At 59.8% G+C, this 23,200-nt stretch carries 24 protein-coding genes; 12 read left to right on the top strand and 12 right to left on the bottom strand.

Annotation, left to right across the window (positions count from 1 at the left end):
• The first annotated feature begins 5 nt into the window (after positions 1–5).
• Positions 6–1,154, top strand: a complete 1,149-nt coding sequence (menE, locus tag CAURI_RS01845) for an o-succinylbenzoate--CoA ligase (protein ID WP_010189745.1) — start codon at positions 6–8, stop codon at positions 1,152–1,154.
• Here the strand turns inward: menE and CAURI_RS01840 are convergent.
• Positions 1,151–1,840, bottom strand: coding sequence for a metal-dependent transcriptional regulator (locus tag CAURI_RS01840; protein WP_010189747.1), 690 nt, complete (start codon positions 1,838–1,840; stop codon positions 1,151–1,153). The two genes, menE and CAURI_RS01840, sit on opposite strands and share 4 nt — an antisense overlap.
• Before the next feature lie 107 nt (positions 1,841–1,947).
• On the opposite strand from CAURI_RS01840, the gene CAURI_RS01835 reads away from it, so the two are divergent.
• Genes CAURI_RS01835 through CAURI_RS01815 form a run of 5 tightly spaced genes read left to right on the top strand, consistent with a single transcriptional unit; the run spans position 1,948 to position 6,176 of the window.
• A complete protein-coding gene (locus CAURI_RS01835) occupies positions 1,948–2,874 on the top strand; it encodes a metal ABC transporter substrate-binding protein (RefSeq protein WP_010189749.1) in 927 nt (308 codons plus the stop codon).
• Positions 2,874–3,584: a metal ABC transporter ATP-binding protein gene (locus CAURI_RS01830; RefSeq protein ID WP_010189751.1), complete on the top strand. Its 711-nt coding sequence runs from the start codon at positions 2,874–2,876 to the stop codon at positions 3,582–3,584. Before CAURI_RS01835 ends, CAURI_RS01830 begins: the two co-directional genes overlap by 1 nt.
• Complete coding sequence (locus CAURI_RS01825; protein ID WP_010189752.1) at positions 3,581–4,435, top strand: metal ABC transporter permease; 855 nt, start codon at positions 3,581–3,583, stop codon at positions 4,433–4,435. The genes CAURI_RS01830 and CAURI_RS01825 overlap by 4 nt, the downstream gene beginning before the upstream one ends.
• Complete coding sequence (locus tag CAURI_RS01820; RefSeq protein ID WP_010189755.1) at positions 4,432–5,286, top strand: metal ABC transporter permease; 855 nt, start codon at positions 4,432–4,434, stop codon at positions 5,284–5,286. The genes CAURI_RS01825 and CAURI_RS01820 overlap by 4 nt, the downstream gene beginning before the upstream one ends.
• Before the next feature lie 5 nt (positions 5,287–5,291).
• A complete protein-coding gene (locus CAURI_RS01815; protein WP_010189756.1) occupies positions 5,292–6,176 on the top strand; it encodes a 1,4-dihydroxy-2-naphthoate polyprenyltransferase in 885 nt (294 codons plus the stop codon).
• Between the two features lie 8 nt (positions 6,177–6,184).
• Here the strand turns inward: CAURI_RS01815 and CAURI_RS01810 are convergent, their stop codons facing one another.
• On the bottom strand, positions 6,185–6,526 hold the full coding sequence (locus CAURI_RS01810) for a DUF4229 domain-containing protein (protein WP_010189757.1): 342 nt from the start codon (positions 6,524–6,526) through the stop codon (positions 6,185–6,187).
• A gap of 43 nt (positions 6,527–6,569) precedes the next feature.
• Here CAURI_RS01810 and CAURI_RS01805 point away from each other — a divergent pair, with 43 nt between their 5' ends.
• Positions 6,570–6,893: a hypothetical protein gene (locus tag CAURI_RS01805; protein ID WP_012714811.1), complete on the top strand. Its 324-nt coding sequence runs from the start codon at positions 6,570–6,572 to the stop codon at positions 6,891–6,893.
• Here the strand turns inward: CAURI_RS01805 and CAURI_RS01800 are convergent.
• From CAURI_RS01800 to hemL, 7 genes are all read right to left on the bottom strand, one after another.
• On the bottom strand, positions 6,890–7,147 hold the full coding sequence (locus CAURI_RS01800; protein ID WP_010189761.1) for a helix-turn-helix domain-containing protein: 258 nt from the start codon (positions 7,145–7,147) through the stop codon (positions 6,890–6,892). The two genes, CAURI_RS01805 and CAURI_RS01800, sit on opposite strands and share 4 nt — an antisense overlap.
• Entirely contained in the window at positions 7,148–8,188 is a 1,041-nt protein-coding gene (gene ccsB / locus CAURI_RS01795) for a c-type cytochrome biogenesis protein CcsB (protein ID WP_010189763.1), read from the bottom strand.
• Positions 8,189–8,329: 141 nt separating this feature from the next.
• Positions 8,330–9,961: a cytochrome c biogenesis protein ResB gene (locus tag CAURI_RS01790; protein ID WP_010189764.1), complete on the bottom strand. Its 1,632-nt coding sequence runs from the start codon at positions 9,959–9,961 to the stop codon at positions 8,330–8,332.
• A 12-nt stretch (positions 9,962–9,973) separates the two neighbouring features.
• Complete coding sequence (locus CAURI_RS01785; protein WP_049754621.1) at positions 9,974–10,759, bottom strand: cytochrome c biogenesis CcdA family protein; 786 nt, start codon at positions 10,757–10,759, stop codon at positions 9,974–9,976.
• A gap of 17 nt (positions 10,760–10,776) precedes the next feature.
• Complete coding sequence (locus CAURI_RS01780) at positions 10,777–11,382, bottom strand: TlpA disulfide reductase family protein (protein WP_010189766.1); 606 nt, start codon at positions 11,380–11,382, stop codon at positions 10,777–10,779.
• Positions 11,382–11,990, bottom strand: a complete 609-nt coding sequence (locus tag CAURI_RS01775; protein ID WP_010189767.1) for a histidine phosphatase family protein — start codon at positions 11,988–11,990, stop codon at positions 11,382–11,384. Before CAURI_RS01775 ends, CAURI_RS01780 begins: the two co-directional genes overlap by 1 nt.
• A 31-nt stretch (positions 11,991–12,021) precedes the next feature.
• The gene (hemL, locus tag CAURI_RS01770; protein ID WP_012714810.1) at positions 12,022–13,356 is read right to left on the bottom strand and encodes a glutamate-1-semialdehyde 2,1-aminomutase; all 1,335 of its coding nucleotides are present in this window, start codon (positions 13,354–13,356) and stop codon (positions 12,022–12,024) included.
• A gap of 203 nt (positions 13,357–13,559) precedes the next feature.
• Here hemL and CAURI_RS01765 point away from each other — a divergent pair, with 203 nt between their 5' ends.
• From CAURI_RS01765 to CAURI_RS01750, 4 genes are all read left to right on the top strand, one after another.
• Positions 13,560–14,033: a hypothetical protein gene (locus CAURI_RS01765; protein WP_010189769.1), complete on the top strand. Its 474-nt coding sequence runs from the start codon at positions 13,560–13,562 to the stop codon at positions 14,031–14,033.
• A gap of 223 nt (positions 14,034–14,256) precedes the next feature.
• The gene (locus CAURI_RS01760) at positions 14,257–15,867 is read left to right on the top strand and encodes a permuted SH3 domain-containing protein (protein ID WP_010189770.1); all 1,611 of its coding nucleotides are present in this window, start codon (positions 14,257–14,259) and stop codon (positions 15,865–15,867) included.
• On the top strand, positions 15,864–16,538 hold the full coding sequence (locus CAURI_RS01755) for an ABC transporter ATP-binding protein (RefSeq protein WP_010189772.1): 675 nt from the start codon (positions 15,864–15,866) through the stop codon (positions 16,536–16,538). Before CAURI_RS01760 ends, CAURI_RS01755 begins: the two co-directional genes overlap by 4 nt.
• A complete protein-coding gene (locus CAURI_RS01750) occupies positions 16,535–17,830 on the top strand; it encodes an ABC transporter permease (protein WP_010189773.1) in 1,296 nt (431 codons plus the stop codon). The genes CAURI_RS01755 and CAURI_RS01750 overlap by 4 nt, the downstream gene beginning before the upstream one ends.
• A 387-nt stretch (positions 17,831–18,217) precedes the next feature.
• Here the strand turns inward: CAURI_RS01750 and CAURI_RS13530 are convergent, their stop codons facing one another.
• Entirely contained in the window at positions 18,218–19,651 is a 1,434-nt protein-coding gene (locus tag CAURI_RS13530) for a phytoene desaturase family protein (RefSeq protein WP_010189774.1), read from the bottom strand.
• 256 nt (positions 19,652–19,907) lie between these two features.
• Between CAURI_RS13530 and CAURI_RS01745 the strand changes: the two genes are divergently transcribed.
• Positions 19,908–20,405, top strand: coding sequence for a recombinase family protein (locus tag CAURI_RS01745; RefSeq protein ID WP_029158961.1), 498 nt, complete (start codon positions 19,908–19,910; stop codon positions 20,403–20,405).
• A gap of 430 nt (positions 20,406–20,835) precedes the next feature.
• Here CAURI_RS01745 and CAURI_RS13525 read toward each other — a convergent pair whose 3' ends face one another.
• Together CAURI_RS13525 and CAURI_RS01730 are read right to left on the bottom strand one after the other, a co-directional pair.
• The gene (locus CAURI_RS13525) at positions 20,836–22,437 is read right to left on the bottom strand and encodes an LGFP repeat-containing protein (RefSeq protein WP_010189779.1); all 1,602 of its coding nucleotides are present in this window, start codon (positions 22,435–22,437) and stop codon (positions 20,836–20,838) included.
• A 404-nt stretch (positions 22,438–22,841) separates the two neighbouring features.
• Positions 22,842–23,156 carry a DMT family transporter gene (locus CAURI_RS01730; protein ID WP_010189781.1) on the bottom strand — a complete coding sequence of 105 codons (315 nt, stop codon included), beginning with the start codon at positions 23,154–23,156 and terminating at the stop codon, positions 22,842–22,844.
• Positions 23,157–23,200: the final 44 nt, after the last annotated feature.

Genomic DNA, 23,200 nt, shown 5'->3' with positions numbered 1-23,200 from the left:
TAACCGTGACCATCCTCTCCCCTCTGCCTGTCAATCCACATGACCCCGCCGCCATCCTGCCTGATCTGGAAGCGGCCATCGCAGGACAAGCCACCTTCCTGCCCGTCCCGGCGGAGGACCGTACCCGCGCGCAGCTGCTGCGCAACCACATGCGCGCAGGAGAACCCATTGATTCCCCCATCGCGCTGGTCGTGGCTACCTCTGGGTCCACGGGCACACCGAAGGGCGCGCAACTCACGGCTGCCAACTTGGTCTCCAGCGCCGATGCCACGCACCGGGCTCTCGGCGGCACCGGTCAGTGGCTGCTAGCCATGCCTGCCTCCCACATCGCGGGCATCCAGGTATTGGTGCGCTCGCTCGTCGCGGGTGTAGAGCCGCTCTGCCTTGACCTGTCGGAAGGTTTTTCCATCCCCAATTTCGCCCGCGCCGCGCACGAGCTGGCCGCCACCGGGGATCGCTCATACACGGGACTGACCCCCATGCAGCTGGCCAAGGCCATGGATTCTCTCGAGGGAATCGAGGCACTGCGCACCTTTGATGCCATCCTCGTCGGGGGCGCTGCCACCCACCCGCAACTATTGGATTCGGCGAAGAAGCTGCGCATCAATATCGTCACCACCTACGGTTCCTCAGAAACTTCCGGTGGATGCGTCTACGACGGCCGTCCCCTCGATAGCGCTCTTGTTCGCATCGGCGAGGAAAACCGCATCTACCTCGGCGGGCCCATGATTGCGCAGGGCTACCGAAACGTGGACTCAGACGCCTTTATGGTGGATGAATCCGGCACCTCGTGGTTTGCTACCTCCGACGCCGGCGCGCTTCACGACGGCCACCTCACCGTCACCGGGCGCCTCGATAACATCCTGAACACCGGCGGTCTCAAGCTCCATCCGGAGCAGCTCGAGCAGCACATCCTGCGCGTGCCGGGAGTGGAAGGAGTGTGCGTGGTCGGCATCCCCCACCCACGCTTGGGGCAGATGATCGTTGCCGCCTATACCGGATGGGCGGATGTCGGCGATATCCTCGTGGCTCTCGATGACGTTGGCCTTCCCCGGTGGCACATCCCCAAGGATTTCAAGCGCCTGCCTGAACTCCCCACCACCGGCCCCGGCAAGGTTGACCGCCTCGCCGTCGCCCGCACGTGGGGCAGCTAAACCTCCGCTTCGCCAAAGCTGCGTACGGCAATGCCGCGCGCAGCGGACTCCCCGAGGGGGAAGTGTGAACCGTCATCGACGGCAACCTCAAGCACACCCGCAACCGAAGGGGCAACGACGGTCACTTCCACCCCCGGCCGCACTCCATTTTTATCCAGGTAGCGCAGAAATTCGCCATCCGCGTCAGTGACCTGCTCCACGGTGACGGGGGTCTGCGCGGGGACGTCGATAAGCGTAATGCGCGAGACCGGCTCGGCAGTGCCATCCGGGGCAGGTATGGGATCACCATGCGGATCGCGGGCGGGGTTGCCCAGGAAAGAATCGAGGCGTTCAACGAGCCTGTCGGACGTCGCGTGCTCTAGCATTTCCGCCTCATCGTGCACCTCATCCCAGGTATAGCCCAGAGTGCGCACGAGGAAGGTTTCCAGGAGTCGATGCCGGCGCACCATTGCCACAGCCAGCCGCCGGCCTTCCTCAACAAGCCGAACACCAAAGTAGCGTTCGTGTTCCACCAGCCCCTTCGCGGCCAGGCGCTTGACCGCCTCCGACGTGGTGGGCAGCTTCTGCCCCGCCGCTTTAGCTAGGTCCCCCAGCGGCATCGCGGTATTAGCGCCCTCTTTCTCCTCATAGGTCCAGAGGATCTTGAGGTAATCCTGGGTGCGTTCGGGCAGCTCGCTGATGTGCATACCCCCATCGTAGTTCAGCCTATTGCTTCCAACGGTTTCAGCACTTATGCTCTTTCAAGTTCAATCCATTGAACATCGACATTCACTTTTAATAAGAGAGGTTTCCCGTGAAGAAACTTATTGCGCTTCCCCTCGCTTCCCTCGTGGTCGCAAGCACGCTGAGCGCCTGCACCAGCAGCGACTCCACCGAAGCCCAGAACGATAACCTGACGATCTTCGCCACGACCGGTTACTTGGCTGATGCGGCCGCCAATATCGCCCCGGACGCCGACATCACCACCATGGTCGGCCCCGGCGGCGATCCACACACCTACCAGCCCACCACGCGCGATATTGAAAAGATGCAGGATGCCGACCTCGTCCTCTGGAATGGCCTTCACCTCGAGGCGCAAATGGTGGACCAGCTCTCCTCCCTCGGTGAAAAGCAGCTAGCTGTCGGCGAACAGCTCGATACTGCTGACCTTCTGCCGTGGCCCGAGCAAGGTGACAAGGGCGAAAAACTCTACGACCCGCACATCTGGAATAGCCCCGAGCTGTGGAGCCAGGTCGTCGATCATATCGGCACCAAACTCGGCGAAATCGACTCTGACAATGCCGAAGACTATGCCGCGGCCGCCGATGCTTATGAAGACAAGATTGCAGCCGCGCACGACAAGGCCGCTAAGGAACTCGAAAGCGCCTCCCCGCGCGTTCTTATCACCGGCCATGACGCCTTCAACTACTTCGGCAAGACCTTCGACTTTGAAGTCCAAGCCACCGACTTCGTGACCACCGAAGCCACCAAGTCCGCCACTGAGATCTCCGAGCTCGCGGATACGATCGCGGAGAAGAAGGTCCCCGTTATCTTCCAAGATAACCAGGCGAACCCACAGGCCATCACTTCTCTCAAGGAAGCCGTAGAAACCCGCAACTGGACAGTCACCATCTCGGATGAAGAGCTCTTTGCCGATACCCTCGGCCCGGAAGCCCCAACCGATACCTACCTCGGAGCCTTCGAACATAACGCTAGCGCCGTGGCGAAAGCACTAAGCTAATGCTCAGCGTAGGAAACCTCACCGCCGGCTATCCCCGCACGCCGGTGCTTCACGACGCCTCCTTCACCCTCACCCCCGCGACTATCACCGGGCTGGTGGGTGCGAACGGGTCGGGAAAGTCTACTCTGGTCCGCACGCTGGTAGGGCTCCTTCCGCCTCTAGCCTGCGGGTCGATGACCTTCGATGGCGTCGATCTGGCACATTTTCGGCAGCGTCTCGGATATATGCCACAACATGCGGATATCGACTGGAATTACCCTGCCACCGCCTTCGACATCGCCCTGATGGGCCGCACCGCCGGGCTGCGCTGGTGGCAGTGGCCCAGCCGCGCTGACAAAGACGCCGCTCACGCCGCGCTTTCCCGCACCGGAATGCAGGCACACGCGCAGCTGCCGATTTCCGCCCTGTCTGGTGGTCAGCGCCAGCGCGTGTTGTTGGCGCGCACGCTCGTTAGCGAGCCGGAATTCATCATCCTCGACGAGCCCTTCGCTGGTGTCGATGCCGCGAGTCAGCGCGCCATCATGGATGTACTCAAGGAACTGCGCGAGAACGGCGTGACCATCCTGCTGGTGCATCACAACCTGGCGGAGGTCGCCGACTTTTGCGATGAGGTCCTCATGGTCGGCCACGGCCGGCTCATTGCTGCTGGCCCCACCGAGCAGGTACTTACCGAGTCCGCCATTGCCGACATGTTTTCCCTGCCATCATGAACCCACTCGAGCTTCTTCAGAACTACACCTATACCCAGGCACTCCTGGGCACCGTGCTCATCGGTGGCTGCGCTGGCGCGCTAGGCCCACTGGTATATGTTCGCCGCACCAGCCTGCTGGCCGATGCCATCTCGCATTCTTCCCTGCCTGGACTGCTCACCGCCTTCCTCGTGGCCACCGCCATTGGCTGGGACGGGCGAAATGTCTGGCTTCTTTCTTGCGGCGCCCTGCTCACCGGAACCCTCGCGGTGGGGTGCATTCACCTCATCCCGCGGTTAACTCCCCTGGGGCAAACCACTGCGATGGCGGCCACGCTAACCACATTTTTCTCGGTGGGAATGCTGCTCATGCAGTATATTTCCCGCCGACCATTGCCTGGCAAGGCCGGAATCCAGGATTATTTGCTGGGAAATGCCTCCACGCTCACTCGCGCGGATGTACGGTCCACACTCATCATCGGTGGCTGCGTGCTGCTTTTTCTTTTCCTCATTCACACCCGGCAGGCCGCAGTCACTTTTGATTCAAGTTTTGCCCAGGTAGCCGGCATCCGCACCTCGTTCCTCAACGCGGCTAGTTTCTTCGCCCTCACCGCCATCACGGTGCTCGGCGTCAAAGTCGTCGGCGTAGTGCTCATGGTCGCCGTGGTCATCAGCCCTGCCGCCGCTGCCCGCCCCTGGACCACGCGCTTGCTACCTTTCATCGCGCTCTCCGGGTTCTTCGGCGCGGCCACCGCTGCTCTCGGCTGCTATGTCTCCATTGCGCACGGCCCGCTGCCCACCGGTCCGGTCATCGTCCTGGCTCAGGCGGCGCTCGTCACTATCAGCCTCACCAGTAGAAAGCTAGCCTCATGACCCTCGCCGCGACCGCTTGTCTCCTTGCCGTTCTGACGGCCTTGGCCTGTGCTATCCCCGGCACCTTTGTTGTCCTCAAAGGCCAGGCCATGCTTATCGACGGCATCGGCCATGCCGTCCTTCCCGGAATTGCCGTCGGCTACCTCTTTACCGCAGATCTAGATTCACCCATCTTGCTCGTTACCGCGGCCGCTGGCGCCTTGGTGGTGGCGTTGGGAACTGACGCACTACAGCGCAGCCCGCTGGTGACTGCTGATTCCGCCCTCGGATTGGTCTTTCCCGCCCTGTTTGCCGCCGGAGTCATCCTGATTTCTACGCACATGAGCCACGTGCACCTTGATGTCCACGCCGTTCTCGTCGGTGATCTCAACCTCGCGGCCTTCTCCAATCCCAACTATTGCTACATCATGGCCGCAGTGCTGGGTATCAATGCTCTCTTCCTCGCCCTTACACTGCCGCGTTTATCCGCCACGACTTTTGACGCCGATTTTTGTGCCGCACGCGGGGTGCCCACGCGCGTTCTTCACATCATATTTATGACCGTGGTTGCCTGCACCGCCACCGCCGCCTTTCACGCTGCCGGTGCCATGCTGGTCATCGCTCTCATGGTATTCCCGACGATGACCGCGCGGCTGCTTACTCAGCGCGTGCCCACGCTGGTGTTGACCGCCTGTGGCGTTGCCGCTATCAGCGCGGTCGTGGGATTTTGGGTTGCCTATGTCCTTGACGCGGCTACCTCTGCCGCAATGACAGTCACCAATGCCGTTATTTTCGTTGCAGTGCTCATCATCTACCGCTTTCGCCAACGCACCAGCTCATTGCCGCAGCACACCACACCAGTGGCACAATAGTGAGCATGTCTGCCTATTCCGCCACTCCTGCCGATTGGCTCCAGGGTGCTCGCCCGCATACCTGGGCCAATGCCTTTGCTCCCGTTATCGCTGGTACCGGCGCTGCCGCCGCGGCGCATGGTTTGCACTGGGGCCGGGCGTTGCTGGCACTCATCGTGGCCTGGGCTCTTATCATCGGCGTGAACTACGCCAACGACTACTCCGATGGCATCCGCGGCACCGATGATGACCGCACCGGCCCCCAGCGCCTCACCGGCGGCGGGCTGGCCAAACCACAGCACGTCAAGTTCGCCGCCTTCGCTTGCTTCGGCGTGGCCGCCATCGCGGGAATTTCGCTCTCCCTGGCTGCCAACGCAGCTTGGTTCATCCTCGTCGGCGCCGTGTGTATCGCCGGCGCCTGGTTCTATACCGGTGGCAAGAACCCCTACGGCTACCGCGGGTTCGGAGAAATCGCCGTTTTCGTATTCTTCGGGCTCGTCGCCGTCCTGGGCACCGAGTACACGCAGGCCGGCCGCATCACGTGGACGGGCCTTGCCTTGGCGGTGGGTATCGGCGGTATGAGTGCGGCGGTAAACCTGGCCAATAACATCCGGGACATCCCCTCCGATAAGGCCACCGGCAAGATCACCTTGGCTGTGCGCCTGGGTGATAAGAAGTCCCGCACTCTATTCATGACCCTATTGCTGCTGCCGGTGCTACTCAGCATCGGCCTAGCCTTCGAATCCTGGGCAGCGCTCGCTTCACTGCTCTACTTCCCCCTCGCACTGGGCGCCATCCGCACCGTCAATCGCGGCGCACGCGGCCCAAAGCTCATCCCAGTGCTTGGCATGGCCGGCCGCGCAATGCTGATGTGGGCGGTTATCAACGCAGTAGCGCTGGCCCTGGTTTAAGCACCGATTTAGCGGCCAGCCAGCTCCTCTTGAACCCACTTCTTGTGGGCCTTGCGCTGCGCGGAGTACTCCGCCAGCGTCTGGGTGGCTTCCATGCGCCACTTGGAGAAGATCAGCATGGACAGCGGTAGCGCCACAAACAACGCCAACAGGGCGGAGACCAGCAGCGGAAAGGCCCCGAGTACTGCCATGGCCAGCAGCTGAATCACCGCGGTGAGCACAATGAACAGCACCACGCGGGCAGCCCCGTACTTCCACAGCGCTTGGCGCGAGCGTCGCTTCAGCGCCGGGTCCGGCTGGGGTGGCTCGGGGTTCTGGGAGGTATTAGTGGTGTTTTCTGTCTGACTCATAATTCTCACTTTTGCTTTGCGGGCATTCCGTAGAATACAACGCATGGGTCGATTGATACTACTACTCTTGTTTGTCCTCGCGGCAGTCCTCGTCTGGAAGGCTTTTGGGCCGTCGAGTTGGAATAAGAAGGTGCAGCAGCCACAGCAGCCGCAGCGCCCCGCAATCAAGGGCCCGGACGATGACGAAGAGTTCCTGTGGAACCTAGAGAAGCAGCGCTTCAAAGAGCGCCGCGCCAAGGAGCGGGAAGCAGAGCGCCAAGAAGAAGAGCGCCGCCGGCGCTCACAGGGTTCACACGGTTCCCAGAAGCCCCAAGCCCCCGAGAACAAGGACAGTGAGGGCAAAGACTCTAAAGGCGAAGAAGCCTAGGCCTTAGGCTCGAAGGTCATCTCAAGGTCAAGGGCCTCAGCCACCGCAATCACCTTTTCCCAGCGCACGCCAGAGCCGCCGTGCTCGATGGTGTGCAGCGTGGAGCGCGAAATCCCGGCCTTCTCAGCCAGCGCCTGCTGCAGGATACCGAGTTCTCGGCGGCGCTGCGCAAAGCCCTCACCGAGAGCGATGAGCTGCGGGTTATCGCCCGCCGGCTTGCCCTGCTTGTGCCGCGGCTTAGGGGTCTCCGCCATTTAGTTCAGCCCCGCATAGGAGTGCAGGCCGGAGACAACCATGTTGATGAAGAACAGGTTGAAGATCATGAGCAGCATCGCCGCGATGTTGATATACGGCGCGGCCTTGCGGAAGGCCGGCGTCGCACGGGCGTGCAGATAAGCGGCGTAGAGGATCCAGGTGGCGAAAGAGACGGTCTCCTTCGGGTCCCAACCCCAGTAGCGGCCCCAGGCAGACTCAGCCCAAATGGCGCCCAGCACAATACCCAAGCCCAGGGTCGGCAGCGCCACCACACCCAAGCGATAAGCCAAGCGGTCAAGCTTCTTAGCCGAAGGAAGCGGGCGAGCAAGCACACCAAAGAAACCGGACTCACTGCCCTTCGGCTGGAATTCACGCAGCACGCTGAGCAGAGAGGCAATACCGGAAACCACGCCAATGGACGCGCCCAGCGAGACCACGGTGACGTGGATGGGCAGCCAGTGGGACTGCAGTGCGGGAACCACCGGAGCGGATTCCGCATAGAGCTTGGTGGAGCCATAGAACATCAGCGCCAGAATCGGCGTGAGCAGCCACGGCCACAGGGTTCGCCATTCCTTGCGCTGCATGGCAATGGTCGCCACCACCATGGCGCCGGCGGTCACCATGAGCACGTACTCGTAAAGGTTGCCAAACGGGAAGCGTCCCGTTGCCAGGCCGCGCAGCACGATGGCAGCCAGGTGCAGGGCGATACCCAGCCACAGCAGCATCTGCGTCATGCCGCCGAGCTTGTCGGCGTTCTCCCGCTTCTTCGCCAGATCCGCATCTAGGTCAGCATCGGGGCCAACGTTCTCTGCGCTGGTGGTCGGGGGGACGTCGCCAAGCACTGCACCATCTGCCGAAGCCCCCACGCTGGCGAGTTCACGCTGCTGCGCCGCAGCAGTCGTGCGGGAGCGCATAGCCTCGATGATGCTGTGCATCCGGCCATAATAGACCAGGGACAACACCAAGGCGAGAGCATAAACGACGAACGCGGTTTGCACCGCGATGTCGGAAAAGTTGGACAGATTTTGATCAACCTGCATGAGTGGGAAACCTTGCCTTCACAATCGTGCCTACACCGTGCTTCACACACGAGGCTGCATGAGCGGAGAGATTTATGGTGCTCATAAGGCTACCCCTCAACCGCTGCAGTATCCAACTTTTGAAGGATGTAATCCGCGCCTTTAGTCGGCGGAGTAGAGTTCGTCTTCCTCCACCTCATCAGGATCCGGCAACTCCAAGAGCTCGCGGTGCAGCTTGTGGAACTCCTCGGACCAGCCGGCGCGGTCGGTACGGGCAAGCCCACCCATCTCAATGTCGGTGCCGCCGTTGGCGCCCGGCCGGATGCGTACCCACACGCGGCGGCGCTTAATCACCAGCGAACCAACCAGGGATACCAGCATGACCAGGGAGGACACCAGAACCCAGCCTTGGAAGGGGTCGTAGGACACCTGGTAATTCGCGAACTCGGAGGCACCATCGAAGGTGACCTTGGTGCCGTCGTCCAGCGTGACCGATTCACCCTGGTTCAGGTTGACGCGGTCGATCTTCTGCAGCTGGCCCGTGTGGACCAGGTTGGAATCGAGGGAGAAGAAGGACTGCGGGGTACCCGTGTCCAGGCCGGCATCGCCGCGGTAGATATCGATGGCCACAGCAGGATCGAGCATCGCCGGGTAGGAGGATTGCAGCAGCTTGCCGCTCTCGCCGGACCACTCGGCGGTCGGGGCAAACAGGCCCTGGATGGCGATCTGGTTTTGGCGGCGCTCAAACAGATCCGGGTACATGCCCGCCGGAGGATCGAAACGCATCACGCCCTCGGAGAGGAAAAACGTGGTGTCTGTGGGCTGGAACTGGATGGTCTGCGTGCGCTTTTCACCGTTGGGCCACTCCACCGTCATGGTCGGCGCAAAGCCGTGCCCTTGCAGGTAGACGCGGTTGCTATCAATGCGCAGCGGGTGGTTGACCTGCAGCTGGTAGTCCTCCCAGGTCTCCGGGTCCGTGAAGATATCGTCGCCCGCGGCATAGGACACGTTGGAGGTGAACATCTCCGCCTGACCATTGGGCAGGTAGTCCGCAGTGAAGTCGTGGGCCAGGAAGCAGAAGGGGTGCAGGCCGGTGCCGTCGAACAGCGGGCCGGCGCGGAAGGAGTCATAGACGGAGGTCGAGGTGTTGCAGAACTCCGTGGATTGCGCCTGCTCTTGGGTCTGCCCCTGGGAGTTCTTTTCCGTGACCACGATGACCTGTCCCTCGTAGTGCACCAGGCGCCCGGCGGCCATGGTCAGCAGGATGGCCACGAGCGCAATGTGGAAGATGAGGTTGCACAGCTCGCGGGCATAGCCGCGCTCGGCGGAGAAAGACTGCGCACCCGCACGGTCCTTGTCTGGGGAGACCTCGGAGACTCGCCACTTCTTCAGCATGGTCTTGGTGGCAGCCGCGATCTCCTCCGGGGATTTCTCCGAATGCCCGGTGGCGTTGAGCGGCATCTTTTCCAGATACTTCGGCGCGCGCGTCGGCGGTGTGCGGTAGGCCTTGTAGTGATCCCAGGAGCGCGGGATGATGCAGCCCACCAAGGAAATCATGAGCAGGACGTAGATGGCCTGGAACCAGACGGAGGAGAAGACGTCGAAAAGCTGCAGTTTGTCGTAGATCTCCGCGACCTTGCCGTTGGTCTCAATGAAGTCATTGACATTGGATTCATTGAGCGAGCGCTGCGGCAGAAGCGAACCCGGAATGGCGGCGATGGCCAGCAGGAAGAGCAGCGCCAAGGCGGTGCGCATGCTGGTCAGCCAGTGCCAGGCCTTGCGGATATATCTCACGAAAATTCTCCTTTACAGCAGCGTCGCGCCATAGGACACAGTCCACTGGCGGATGGCGTTAATGAACTCTCCCCAGAGCCCGGTCAGCAGCGCCAGGCCGACGAGGATCATGGCGATGCCGCCAACGATCTGGATGGCACGGGAGTGTTTGCGCATCCAGGTCACGGTGCGCATGGCCTTGGCCGACCCCAGTGCCACGAGCAGGAAGGGCAGGCCGAGGCCCAGGCAGTAGCCAATGATGAGGATGGTGCCGCGCAGCGCGGTGGTTCCTTCGGTGCCGGCAGAAACGGACAGGATGGCGGCCAAGGTGGGGCCCAGGCACGGGGTCCAGCCCAAGGCGAAAACGCCGCCGAGCAGCGGCGCGCCCAGCCACGTGGTCCAGCGCCGCGGCGCCATGCGCGTGTCCTTCTGCAGTACCGGCACCACGCCCATGAACACCACGCCCATGAGGATGGTGATGATGCCACCGGCGCGCATGAGGGTGTCCGCGTTGAGTCTGAGCGCCGAAATGGCGCCGAAAACCGACACGGTGGCCAGTACAAACACGACGGTAAAGCCCAGCACGAAGAGTGCGGCGGCACCAACGACGGCCCAACGCCGGCGCTTGCCGACGCCCACCCCCAGCTCCTCGTCATAACTCACCTCACCGCCGACCACGGAGGCGAGGTAAGAGATATAGCCAGGAACCAGTGGAACCACACACGGTGAGGCGAAAGAAACCAATCCGGCCACGGCCGCGGCGAGCACTCCGATCAGGAGCGGGCCGGACACGGCGGCATCGGCAAAGCTTTGCCCCATACCGTCAGCGGCAAGGATCACTGTTCTTTCTCCAGTTCGTCGACGACCTCGAGGACATCCTTCTCCGTGATCTCGGTCAGGAAGACCGCGGCGGGGCGGTGCTGCTTATCCAGCACGATGGTGGTGGGCACCACGGAGGTAGGCACGCCACCAAGTGCCGCGGCCGTTTTGAAGGGCGGGTCGTAGATGGAGGGGTATTCCAGGCCGTTATCGGCCATAAAGTCCCGGGAGATCTCCGGGTTGAAGTCCTTGACGTTGATGCCTAGCACGGTGCCGACCTTGCGCTTTTGCAGCTCCGAGTGGATGGCCTGGAGGTCATCCGATTCGGAGCGGCACGGCGCGCACCACTGGCCCCAGGAGTTGAGGACCACGATCTGGTCCTGAAAATCCGAAAGCTTGATCGTCGTGGACTCATTCCGCAGGTCCTCACCGGAGAAATCCTTGAGTGGCTTGCGGTCTTCCTCCGCATAGCGGATGGTGGTCTGCCCGCCGGGCGAGATGAACTCGAAGGTGCCGCCGGAGGCTACTGCGTTCTGCGCGTTCTCCTCGCTCTGCGAGCAGCCAACCAAGGCAATCACAGCAAGGACACCGGCCGCGGCGGCGCGGATAGTTCTGCGCGCCATTAGATGTCCTGTGCCGGTTCGGAGTAGAAGATATCGATGATCTCGCGGTCGCGGTAGACCAGCGAAGTCACCGAAGCCAATGCGCACGTGCGGTCCCACGGCGCGTGGGCCAGGCGCTTGCCCAACACGGTGCGCTGCACCATGACGATGGGTAGCTGGTGGGAAACCACGATGGCCTCGTGTCCCTCAGCCTTGGAACGAGCGCGCTCGGCAGCGTCCATCATGCGCGCGGCGATCTCCTCGAAAGGCTCGCCCCACGAGGGCTCGAGTGGGTTGACCATGAGCGGCCAGCGCTGCGGGTTCCACAGCTGCGAGTTCCAGCCCTTGGTGCGCAGGCCCTCGAAGCGGTTGCCGGACTCGATGACGCCCTTGTCGACGTCCACCTCCAAGCCCGTCACCTGCGCAATCGGCATCGCGGTTTCCTGCGCGCGCTGCAGCGGCGAGGCCGCCAGGTAGGTCACGTCATGGCCTTCGAAGGCTTTCGCCGTGCGCGCGGCCATCGAGTGCCCACGTGAGGACAAGTGATAGCCCGGGATGCGCCCGTAAAGGATCTTATCCGGGTTATAAACCTCGCCGTGGCGGACGAAGTGGACGATGGTGGTGGACATATACCTGTGTCTATCCCCTCAAATGGTTGGTTTACTGCGGGCGCTGCGCGCTGGCGGCGGCCTGGGCGGCAGGCTTAAGAGCCGCCTCGATTACCTCAAAATCATTGTCCGTGAGCGCATCAGACACAAACCAGGTCTCGAAGGCTGACGGCGGGACATACACGCCGCCTTCCAGCAGTGCGTGGAAGAAGGGTGCGAAGCGCCAGGTATCGGCGGCCTGCATATCGGCGAAGTTGCGGCCCTGGCCCTCAGCGAAGCGGATGGAGAACATCGTCTCCGCACGCTGGATGTAGTGTTCCACGCCGGCGGCGCTCAGTGCCTCGGTGATGAGGCCGGTCAGGCGGTCCGCGTTATCCTGCAAGCGCGGGTACAGCTCTGCGTTGGCCAGCTCCAGTGAAGCCAGACCAGAGGCCATCGCTACCGGGTTACCGGACAGCGTGCCTGCCTGGTAGACGGGGCCCGACGGTGCCAGCGAAGCCATCACGTCGGCGCGGCCGCCGAAGGCGGCTGCCGGCAGGCCACCGGAAACCACCTTGCCGAAGGTCACCAGGTCACCCGCTACCCCATCGACGCCGAACCAGCCCTTGTAGGAGGTGCGGAAGCCGGTCATGACCTCGTCGAGAATGAGCAGGGCACCGTCGGCATGCGCGATCTCCTTGAGCGCCGCATTGAAGCCCTCCTCCGGGGCCACGGTGCCCATGTTGCCCGCGGCAGCTTCGGCGATGATGCAGGCGATCTCTCCCGGGTGCGCGGCGAAGGCCTCGCGGACGGCGTCGAGGTCGTTATAGGGGACGACGATGGTGTCCGCGGCCGAAGCGCCGGTCACGCCCGGGGAATCCGGCAGCGCGAAGGTGGCCACGCCGGAGCCAGCCGACGCCAACAGCGCATCCACATGGCCGTGGTAGCAGCCTTCAAATTTCAGGACCTTGGCGCGGCCGGTGAAACCGCGGGCCAGGCGCACGGCGGACATGGTGGCCTCGGTACCGGAATTGACCAGGCGTACCTGCTCCACGGCGGTGCGCTTGACAATGTGCTCCGCCAGCAGCGTCTCGCCCTCGGTGGGTGCGCCGAAGGAGAGGCCGTCGGCAGCCGCCTTCTGCACCGCCTCCACGATGGCCGGGTGGGCATTGCCGTGGATCATCGGGCCATAAGAGCTGACCAGGTCGACGTACTCATTGCCGTCGATATCCCAGAGGCGGGAGCCCTCACCGCGCGCGATAACGCGGGCTTGGCCGCCCACGGAACCGAAGGCGCGAACCGGGGAATTCACGCCGCCCGGGGTGACCTTGGTGGCGCGCTCGAACCACTCGGCGGACTGGGACGTATTCTGCTGGTTTAGCTGGCTGGAGTTAGGCATAGCCCACATTGTATCGGTTTTAGCCCTATACAAAAGTTGGACTCCCCTCGTGTCCCGCGGCCGCTCCACCACCGCCTTAAAACGGCCTCTGCGCGCTCGCGCTGCGCGCCCTCCGCGGTGGCGCTATGCTGGCAGCACACTGTTGATTCTGCCTTTCCTTAATTAAGCGCTGGGGTGCGCTGAGGGAGAGGCACTACTTAAGGGGGATTCCCATGGCATCGCGCCGTATTCTTGTCATTTTTGCTTGCCTTCCGCTTTCTGCCTGCGCTGCCACGCAGGCAGAACCTGCTCCGCGAGCCGAGCCCAACCCCACCACCTCGGCCCAGCTGCCTTCCTGGAAGCCTGATGCGGTACCCCAGCCGGTCAACCGCTTGGGTGACACCACCTCCATCGCGCCAGCTCCGGCTGAACCGGAACCTACGGCCGAAGCACCAGCTCCCGCACCCGTAGTAGCCGAAACACCCACGCCACGCGTCGAAGTAGAAACCGTCACCGTCCGCGCGCCAGCGCCCGCACCAGCACCGGCGCCACGCCCGGCCCCACCGCAGCGGCCCAAACCCAAGCTAGAACTGCCCGAGCCTCCGCAGATTCCCCTCCCGCCGGAAGTCCAGGAGGGTCTCGATCAGCTACCCAAACTGCCGCCTTTGCCGAAGGCGGAGGAGATCTACATCGATGTGCCCTTCTAAAAGTCAGATGCCACATACGTTTCGATCAAATAGTGGCAGAAAATCACCCATTTTCGGGACCTTAATTGATCGAAACGTCACCAGACCTCATAGCCTCGCACCATCTAAGGGTAGACCCTGATCTACCTCCTATATTCCCCCCACTGCGCATGACAAGACACATGCCCGAGAGTTAATCTGAACCCGATTTCAATGACGGCGTTAACCTGACAGTAAGGGATTCATGAATAAGAAAGCTCTCGGCATCACTGCTGGCGCTATCGCTGCGGTTCTCCTCGCAGGCGGCGGTGGAATGTACGCACTAACCAGTGGGTCTTCCGATATTCAGCTCACCGCAACCGATGTCACGAAAACCGCCAAAGAAGACCTCATCAGCTCCGTCTCCGCCACCGGCACCGTTTCTGCCGAGCGCGAACTCTCGCTGACCACCTCGCTGACCGGCCCCATCCAGTCCTTGGACGCGAAGGTGGGTGACCGCGTCGAGGCCCAGCAGCTCCTCGGCCGCATGGACACCACCGAGACCGAGCGTGAGCTCGAGGCCCAGCGCACCTCCCAGGAGGCAGGAAAGCTGGAGGCCGTCCACCAGATCGAGGACGCCCAACTCCAGCTGCGCCAGCTTCAGGATTCCCTCGACCAAGGCCTCAACCCCGAGGTCAACAGCGCCCAATCCGCTGTGAACTCGGCGCAGACCGAGTACGCCGAGGCGCAGCGCAAGCTCGATGATGCCCTCGCCACCAAGGGCGACCGCCCCGAAGTTGCCGAAGCCCGCGCGGCCGTCGAACAAGCACGCTCCGGCGTGCGCGATGCGGAGTCCAAGTCTTTCCAGTCCGCACTGGCCTCCATCGGCACCGCCACCGAGGACCCCTCCGGAATCAACACCGCCAGCGCTTTCTTGAGCTATCTGGACTCCGATGAGGCCGTGCAGGACTCTGAACGTCAGCTCAAGCAGTCCGAGGAATCCTATGGCCGCGTCCTCCGCGGCATCGACCGCGAGCTGGGCGAACAACAGCGCGCCACCGCCGCCTCCTACCAAGCGGTTGCCGATGCCGAGCGCGCACTGCAAGCCAGCAACCTGGCCATCGAACAGCAGATTTCCTCCCAGTCCCAGGCGGTGAACCACGCGGTGGAGACGGCGGCGTCGGCAAGCGCGAATAACGCCAAGGAAAACGGGCCGTTAGAGTACCGACTTTCCCAGGCCGACCTGCGCTCCCCGTTGGCGGGCGTTGTCACCGCCGTCAATGGCGAAGCCGGCATGCCCGCCGAAGGCCCCATCCTCACCGTGGCGGATGATTCCTCCCTGTTGGTGAAATCCACGGTCAAGGAGGGCGATATCGCCCGCATCAAGGTCGGCGATGAAGTAACGTTCACCTCGCCGTCGAGCCCCGGCAAGGAGTTCAAGGGCAAGGTCACCTTCATCTCCCCCACCGCTGAGCAGCCCGACGCCGAGGCTGGTGCAGGCGGCGGCTCCGGCAAGCCAACTGGCTCCTCCAAGCCCGAATTCCCCGTACACATCCGCGTCGATGGCAACCGCGAGGGCCTGCGCCTCGGTTCCACCACGAAGGTGAGGATCATTACGAAGAAGGATAAGAACGCCATCACCGTGCCGCTCTCTGCCATCTATGAAGAAGGCGGCAAGAAGAACGTCCTTGTCGTCGACAACGGCACGATCCAGGCGCGCGAGGTCAAAGTGGCCAGCGAATCTGATTTCTCTGCCGCCATCGCCTCCGGCCTCAAGGAGGGCGAGACCGTCATCAGCCAGGCGGATACGCACAAGGACATGGTCGGCATGTCCGCCTCCGTCGATGGCTCCGATGATGCGGAAGAGAACGCATGAGCCGCCTCATTGAGATGCGGGGAATCGTCAAACGCTTCAACGAGGGCCTCGACAGCGAGCTGACCGTCATCCCGGGCCTCGACTTCAGCGTGGAGGAGGGCGAGTTCGTGGCCGTCGTGGGCCAGTCCGGCTCCGGCAAGTCCACGCTCATGAACATCATCGGCCTCCTCGACCGCCCCACCGCTGGCGAGTACCAGCTGGCTGGCGTGGATGCGCTGGCGCTTGGCGACGACAAACTAGCCTCCTTCCGCGGCCAAAAAATCGGTTTCATCTTCCAGAATTTCAACCTGATCGGCCGCATGTCCGCGCTGAAGAACGTGGAGATGCCCATGGTCTATGCGGGCGTTTCGGCTCACGAGCGCACCCAGCGTGCGGAAGAGCTTCTGGAGATGGTCGGCATGTCCGACCGCATGAACCACCTCCCCAATGAGCTCTCCGGTGGTCAGAAGCAGCGCGTGGCGGTGGCACGCGCCTTGGCCAACCAGCCGGAGATTCTCCTAGCGGACGAGCCCACCGGCGCGCTGGATTCGCAGACCGGCCGCATGGTCATGGACCTCTTCCACGAACTGCACCGCACGCATGGAAAGACCATTTTGTTCATTACCCACAACCCGGAATTGGCTGATGAGTGCAGCCGCACCGTCACGATGAAGGACGGTGTGCTGTCATGAATTTTGCTGAATCCACCAAGATGGCGCTGACCAGCCTGCGCACCAACAAGATGCGCTCGGCGCTGACGCTCTTGGGCGTCATCATCGGCATCGCCGCGGTCATCGCCATCGTCACGCTCGGCCACTCCTTGCAGGCTTCCGTGCAGAAAGACTTGGACAAGGTCGGCGCCAATAACTTCACCGTCCAGGTCAAGGAGCGCCCTGAGGAGGGCGAAGAGGAAGAAGCCGATGATCCCTTCATGGGCGGCGGCTTTGTCGAGGACGAGTCCTCGATGCTCACCCCGGACATGCTGGACCGCGCCAAGGAGGTCTTGGGAGATCAGATCGCCGGCATCAATATCGGCGAATACAGCTCCTATTCCGGCACCCTCGTGGTCGAGGGCGAATCCGGGGAGGAGACGGCCAACCTCCTCGTCCGCCCGACCAACCCGGACTATGTCTCCGGCTCCTCCTATTCCATCGTGGCCGGGCGTTTCCTCAGCGAAGACGATATCGATTCCAGCCGGGCAGTAGCCATGCTGGATAAGGAGACCGCCACCAAACTTTTCGGTGCTCCTGAAGACGCCATTGGCCAATACGTAAGCTTCGAAACCCAAGAGGCCTCCCCAATTGAGCTCGCCGTCGTCGGCGTCTTTGAAGAACCGCAAACCGGCCCTCTTGTGGGCGGTGGTCCCAGCCAATCCGCCTTCGTTCCTTACCCGCTGGAAGCCGAACTTTCCGATTCCCCCGGTGCCGGCACCGCCTTCAGCGAGGTCACCGTTCGCGGCAACCCAGACTTGGATAAGTCCGCGGTGGCCAGCAACCTGCAGCGTGTCTTCGATAGCTATTACAAGGACAACCCGGACTACATGGTCAAAGTGACCGACTTCAGCGATGACCTCGCGTCCTTGAACCAGATCTTCACCACGATGAGCCTGGTGCTCGCGGCCATCGGCGGTATCTCGCTGCTCGTCGGCGGCATCGGCGTGATGAACATTATGCTCATCACCGTCACCGAGCGCACCCGCGAGATTGGCATCCGCAAGGCGCTTGGCGCACGCCGCCGTGATATCCGCATCCAGTTCATCACGGAGGCCATCGTGGTCTGCCTCATCGGTGGACTCATCGGCATCGCCATCGGCACCGCCGCCGGCATGGCGGGTGCGGCCGCCATCGGCGCGCTCGTGGCGCCCCCGCTGTGGGCGGTCATCCTCTCCCTGCTCTTCTCGCTGGCTATTGGCCTCTTCTTCGGCTACTACCCTGCCGGAAAGGCCGCGAAGCTGGACCCGATTGAGGCGCTGCGCTACGAATGATCCCACTCACCCTCCCGACTTATCAGGTATTCTGAAGCCCAAAAGTTCGGGGGGACTCCATATTGGATAAGCGGTGCGTTTTGAGCTCTTCGCGCATCAAGCCCCTCCTGCCGGTACTCTCAGCTATCAAGGGGCACTCATGAAACTATTGCAGCGAGAACTAGGTCCTTCTGAAGCAGCGACCATTCTTAGCGTATTACCCTTGTCGCGCCGAAATACCTACCTAAACTGGGCTCCAAAGACCAAAACGGCGCGGAAATAATGTTATGTGAAGGGGGTCACCATAAATATGGAAGATCATGCATAGTCGACTAAAGTCACCACCTTTTTGGTGGTTATGAATTGTAAGGAGGGCATATTAGCCGGTGGTTCAGGCGGAGTAAAGTGTTATTTGCTTAAGTGGATCCTTTTTTGGAGATCCCGAAAGGCCGCAGTTGCGGCATTTTTTCCACATAGTCCGTGAACTCCAGCCCCTGGTGGAGAGGAATGTGAACAGATATAGACACCTTGCACACCAATCCAATATGGATTCGTGGTCATCCTAGGGCGAAATACCAGCTGTAGTCCGTCGTTTTCTCCACCAATAATGTCCCCATTGTGGAAGTTCCTATTGGACGATTCCATTTGCTGCGGGTTAATACTTTTGCTCATAACAATTTGATCACGGAACCCTGGAGCAAATCTTTCTATTTGTTCAGTGACTAGCCCTGTAGCGTCTCCTGAGTATCCTTTAGGCACATGCGCATATGCGTAAATTGGATTTAGATTTCCATTGCTGCGTGCAGGATCTGCCATATATTGCTGTCCGACAAGGACGAACGGTCGTGAAGGCATCTTTCCTTTAGCTCTTAAAGATTCGGAAAGTAGTGTTTCTTTGGCATTGCCACCAAGGTGGACAGTGCCTGCACGTCTACAATGTGAATTTTTCCAAGGGATGTCTCCGCTGATTGCATAGTCAACTTTGAAAGCGGAAGATCCAGATCTAAAATTTGAGTATTGCTTTTTAATTCTTGATGGCATCTCATCTCCATATAAGGAGAGGATCTGTTGGGGAGAAAGATCTAGAAGAACAAGATCTGCGGTTGGAATATCCCTTTTCGAAATAACGGGACTGTTAGTGTGGATCGTTACGTTCTTTTGGGTGAGAGCTTTTTCTAGAGCCGCTACAATTGCGCCAGATCCTCCTTTTGCTACCGGCCAACCCCACTGGTGGGCTGCAGCAGCGAGCATTATTCCGAGCGATGCAGTTAGCGGTCGGTCGAGAGAGGTAAAAGCGTGGGCTGCGATTCCCCCAAACAATGCTTTGCCCGCTTCGGTTTTAAACATGCGCATAAGTGTTGAGGCTGGCAGAGAAGCATATGGGGCGAACTTGGCAAGAGTGACCGGGTGTTGAGGAATATGAAGAAGTGGGCGGAAAATGTCCTCCGTCAGGAGGTCGAAGTTCCTTACGTTGCTCCCGACTATCTTTCTCCAGATGTCTCCGTCGACTCCCAGATGTTCGACAGTTTTGTCTAGAGACCTATACAGGATCCCAGCCCGTCCATCATCCAGAGGGTGAGCGCAGTCAACTTCAGACCATGCCCATTCTAAACCGTACTTCTCTAGTTCTACCTCTTTCCAAAAACTTGATCCGACACCGAAAGGATGAAACGCTGAACAGTGGTCATGTGTCAGTCCGGGGAGCGTGTATTCCCCGGATCGTGCACCGCCTCCAATAGAAGAATTAGCTTCAAGTATTGTCACCTCAATATCGTGATCGGCGAGGAAAAGGGCCGCTACTAAACCATTAGGGCCTGCTCCAACGATAACGGCGTTTGTCATGGTTCTTCCTTCTTATTGTTGTTCATCATTTGTTCAACTGGTTGAGGTGTTTAGCTGGGGTGTACCCCAGTAGAACACTTTGAGAATTGCACCCCTTCATTGTCCCGCCTGTTCGGTAGGGCTAGTGCATGACTAACGGAACAGAACCGCCACTACCCCTAGACATCCCCGAACAGCCAGAGGCGAAAGCCGGGCAGTAAATCGGATATGCACGGGTTAGCTCCAAAGACCAAAACCTAGAGCGACAAATAGCGGCATTGAAAAAGAAAAAGTCTTTCGCTGCTTCACCGACACTGCTAGTGACTCCTCCACGCACCGCCCCGGCCTCGACGGGGCACTCAACTACCTGCGCCCTGGTGACCAACTCACCATCACAAGCATGGACAGGCTGGCACGCTCCCTTATCGACCTCCACCGCCTAGTTGATGACCTCACCGCACGTGAGGTGTCCGTGAAGTTTCTCAAAGAGGGTCAAACCTACTCCTTGACCTCCACACCCATCGCCAAACTCATGCTTGGTCTGCTTGGTTCTGTCGCCGAGTTCGAGCGTTCCATTATCCGCGAGCGCCAGGCGGAAGGCATTGCGCGAGCAAAAGAACGCGGCGTATACAAAGGCCGGGCGAAAGCCCTTACTGATGAACAGCTTGCCCAGGCGCAGGAATGGGTCGGGGCAGGCGTTCCTAAAGCGGAAGTGGCCCGCAGGTTCGGCATCGGTAGAACCACGCTGTATACCTACTTCAAACAGGAGAGATAAGTATGCATCAGAGGACTATGGCTTGGATCGAACGTCAGGACTCTCATTCGTCTTCATGCTCATTTGTTTGGGCTTTTTCCCGGGTGTGAGGTCTATCTGTAATTGATGTGATGAGGCTTAAGATGCATCCAGCCAGTATGAAACCGCTGACCTGCATCTGAGTTGCCGAATCGCCCCCGCCGCCAGCAGTGACCAAAAAAATGGTGTAAGCGATAGCGGCAAGGCACTGGAAGAGGAGTCGACCATACGCTCGTAACCGGTATCTTTTTGACGATATTGTCTCAACGCCCCAATTTAGCGCTGTGAGAATAAAGTAGAAGACAACTCCAGCTAGCAGTCCGGGCACCATATACAACAATATTTTTCCTTTCAATATCCGGAATTTGGAGCTATTTTCAACCTAGCAACCCTATTTTTTCGCCAAGTCAACTTAAGGGGAGAGCAGGCCCTGGCCAATGTTGTTCGGTGTTGCGGTGGTTGTTTTATAAGGTTTTGAATCTATATTTTCGGATTCCGTGGTCCCAGGACTCTTTGAGCCTTCCCTGTTATCAGCCGGTATTTCTGTTTCTAGGGTCGTGGTTTCTTCCGGAGCAGAAATAGCTGGGATATCCGCTGTTCCGAGACTCTTCTCTAACTCAGCATTGTCCGTGCCAATGGGATATAAAGGAACCTTATTCGTAATCTTGGAGGTGTCTACGTTCGCTGGATCAATGACGTCTGTCTCTACGCCGGGGTCATTTGGGGGAGGAGTTGCGTCCTGCGGCGAAATAGCTCGGAAAGCCTGAGCAGGAGGTGTAGATTTGTCGCTAGTGATATAGGTTGTCGAGGCGTTATTGATCCGATTCTGTAAGTTTTTCGAGAACGTTGACCACGAATATCGGGCAATGGTTTCTGAGTTAAATGGGCCAAGGTTAGACGCACGAGATGCCGGACCGGAGGCTTGAACTCGAAGACGGATGTTTGTTGCCCCGTTGTAGTAATAAGTAGTGAACTTGAAGTTGATAAGACGGTCAGCCCCCTCGGGATGCCCTTCCAAAGAACGAATGCTGAACCCATCAGCAGATATTGCTTCAATTCTAATCGGCGCGTATATGCCTCCGACTGTATCTAAGACACACTCTGCTCCAACGTTGATTTCATCAGGACATCCAGTGAATGTGAAGTACTGGTTGAAATGCGTGACGACTTCTCTGTTTATGGATTGCGGTGTCCAACGCTCATTCTGGTCAAATAGTAAATATTGCTGATCGTAGCTCCCGTATCGAGGATTATATGGAGCAAGCTGAGATGAATTCGAAGGAACCCATTGCAAATCTTCTCCCTGGAAGTTTTGTTGTATCGCACCGCCACTAACTTTGTATTCTTCGCTTACAGGGAAACCAAAGCGGCTTTTTTCCCACCCCACCTTCGCCCAATAATCACGGATTCTTCCTTGGACGGTGTGAGCGCCGGTTGCGGGGCTCCAATAGATGGAACCGCCCTCAAAATGATTGAAGTTGCCGACCCCGTTAGGAGTGGCTCTCTCATCCGTGGTGGGAAATCCCAGTGACCCCACTTCCCAGTCTTGGGCTGCCCAACGGTCGCGAATCATACCTTGTATGGTGTGAGCGCCGGTTGCGGGGCTCCAATAGATGGAACCGCCCTCAAAATGATTGAAGCGACCACCAGCGGTACGAGTCGGGAGCTCATCTGTAGTTGGATATTTTAAATGACCATGCTCCCAGTCGTAGTCTTCCCATTTGTCTCGAATCCGCCCTCCGACTTGGCGAGCCGTCCCATTCGATACCGAAGGATGCCAGTAGATTGACGCATTGTTCTGAAAGTTCTGAAATTTTCCGCCTCTAGCAGCATCTCTTTCTTCAGTGTTAGCGTTTCCAAAAGTCTTGTAGCCCCCAAGCCTATTATAGGTATCGAGGATTCTCCCCTTTACCCAATAACCATGAAATTCGTCGGCAATGGCCGTTGAATTGGCAGCTATAGAAAGGGAAGAAATAGCGGCAAAAGTAGCTATGCCAAGGTTCTTGATCTTCATTTTTCTCCTAAAGGTGGTACATATTCAGTCTAGATAGGGTCAGTATAGCGGCAGGTGGGGGTTTGTGAGGTCGAAAGTGTGAAGCGATGTGCAGCTGGTCCAGGCACTTCAGTTGGTCGGGGAAAGAGTTCCTAAAACAGAAGTAGCCCACAAGTTAGGTATTGGCAGAACCACGCTGTACAGCTATCTTTCCCAATCAAGCTCGTCCTCATGTCCGAGGCGTGTCACAATGGGCTTATGATTCTCTATCGAGCTAGCTAAGGCCAAATAAAAGATGGCCCCAGCATCGCTGGGGCCAGAGCCTATTTGCCTTACGGCTTGATATCCAGAAGTCTACTATGCAAGTACATAGGCATCCACTCACCGATACAACGATTCTCCTTCGTCGTTTCCGACGGAGCCTCCTAGTGCACCACCTTCAGGCCCACGATCCCACCAATGATCATGGCGAGGAATAGCACCTTCCATACCGTGGCCGCCTCATGTCCGGCGGCGAAGGAATAGATGACGGTAACCACCGCGCCCACGCCGGCCCACACCGCATATGCGGTGCCCACGGGGATGGACTTCATGGCCCAGCCCAGCCCGCCCATCGAAATGGCGCAGGCAACGAAAAAGATCACCGAGGGCCACAGGCGGCTAAAGCCCTCCGACTTATCCAGCGCTGCTGCCCACACAGCCTCAAAGGCACCGGAGAAAATCAACACGAACCACGCCATTTCTCAGCCTCCCTCGTCCGGGGCTCGCATGAATCGCGGCGAGC

The sequence above is a fragment of the Corynebacterium aurimucosum ATCC 700975 genome (assembly GCF_000022905.1).
Lineage (GTDB): Bacteria > Actinomycetota > Actinomycetes > Mycobacteriales > Mycobacteriaceae > Corynebacterium > Corynebacterium aurimucosum_F.
The sequence above is the reverse complement of the archived record's forward strand: the minus strand, read 5'-3'. Positions and strand labels throughout refer to the sequence as shown.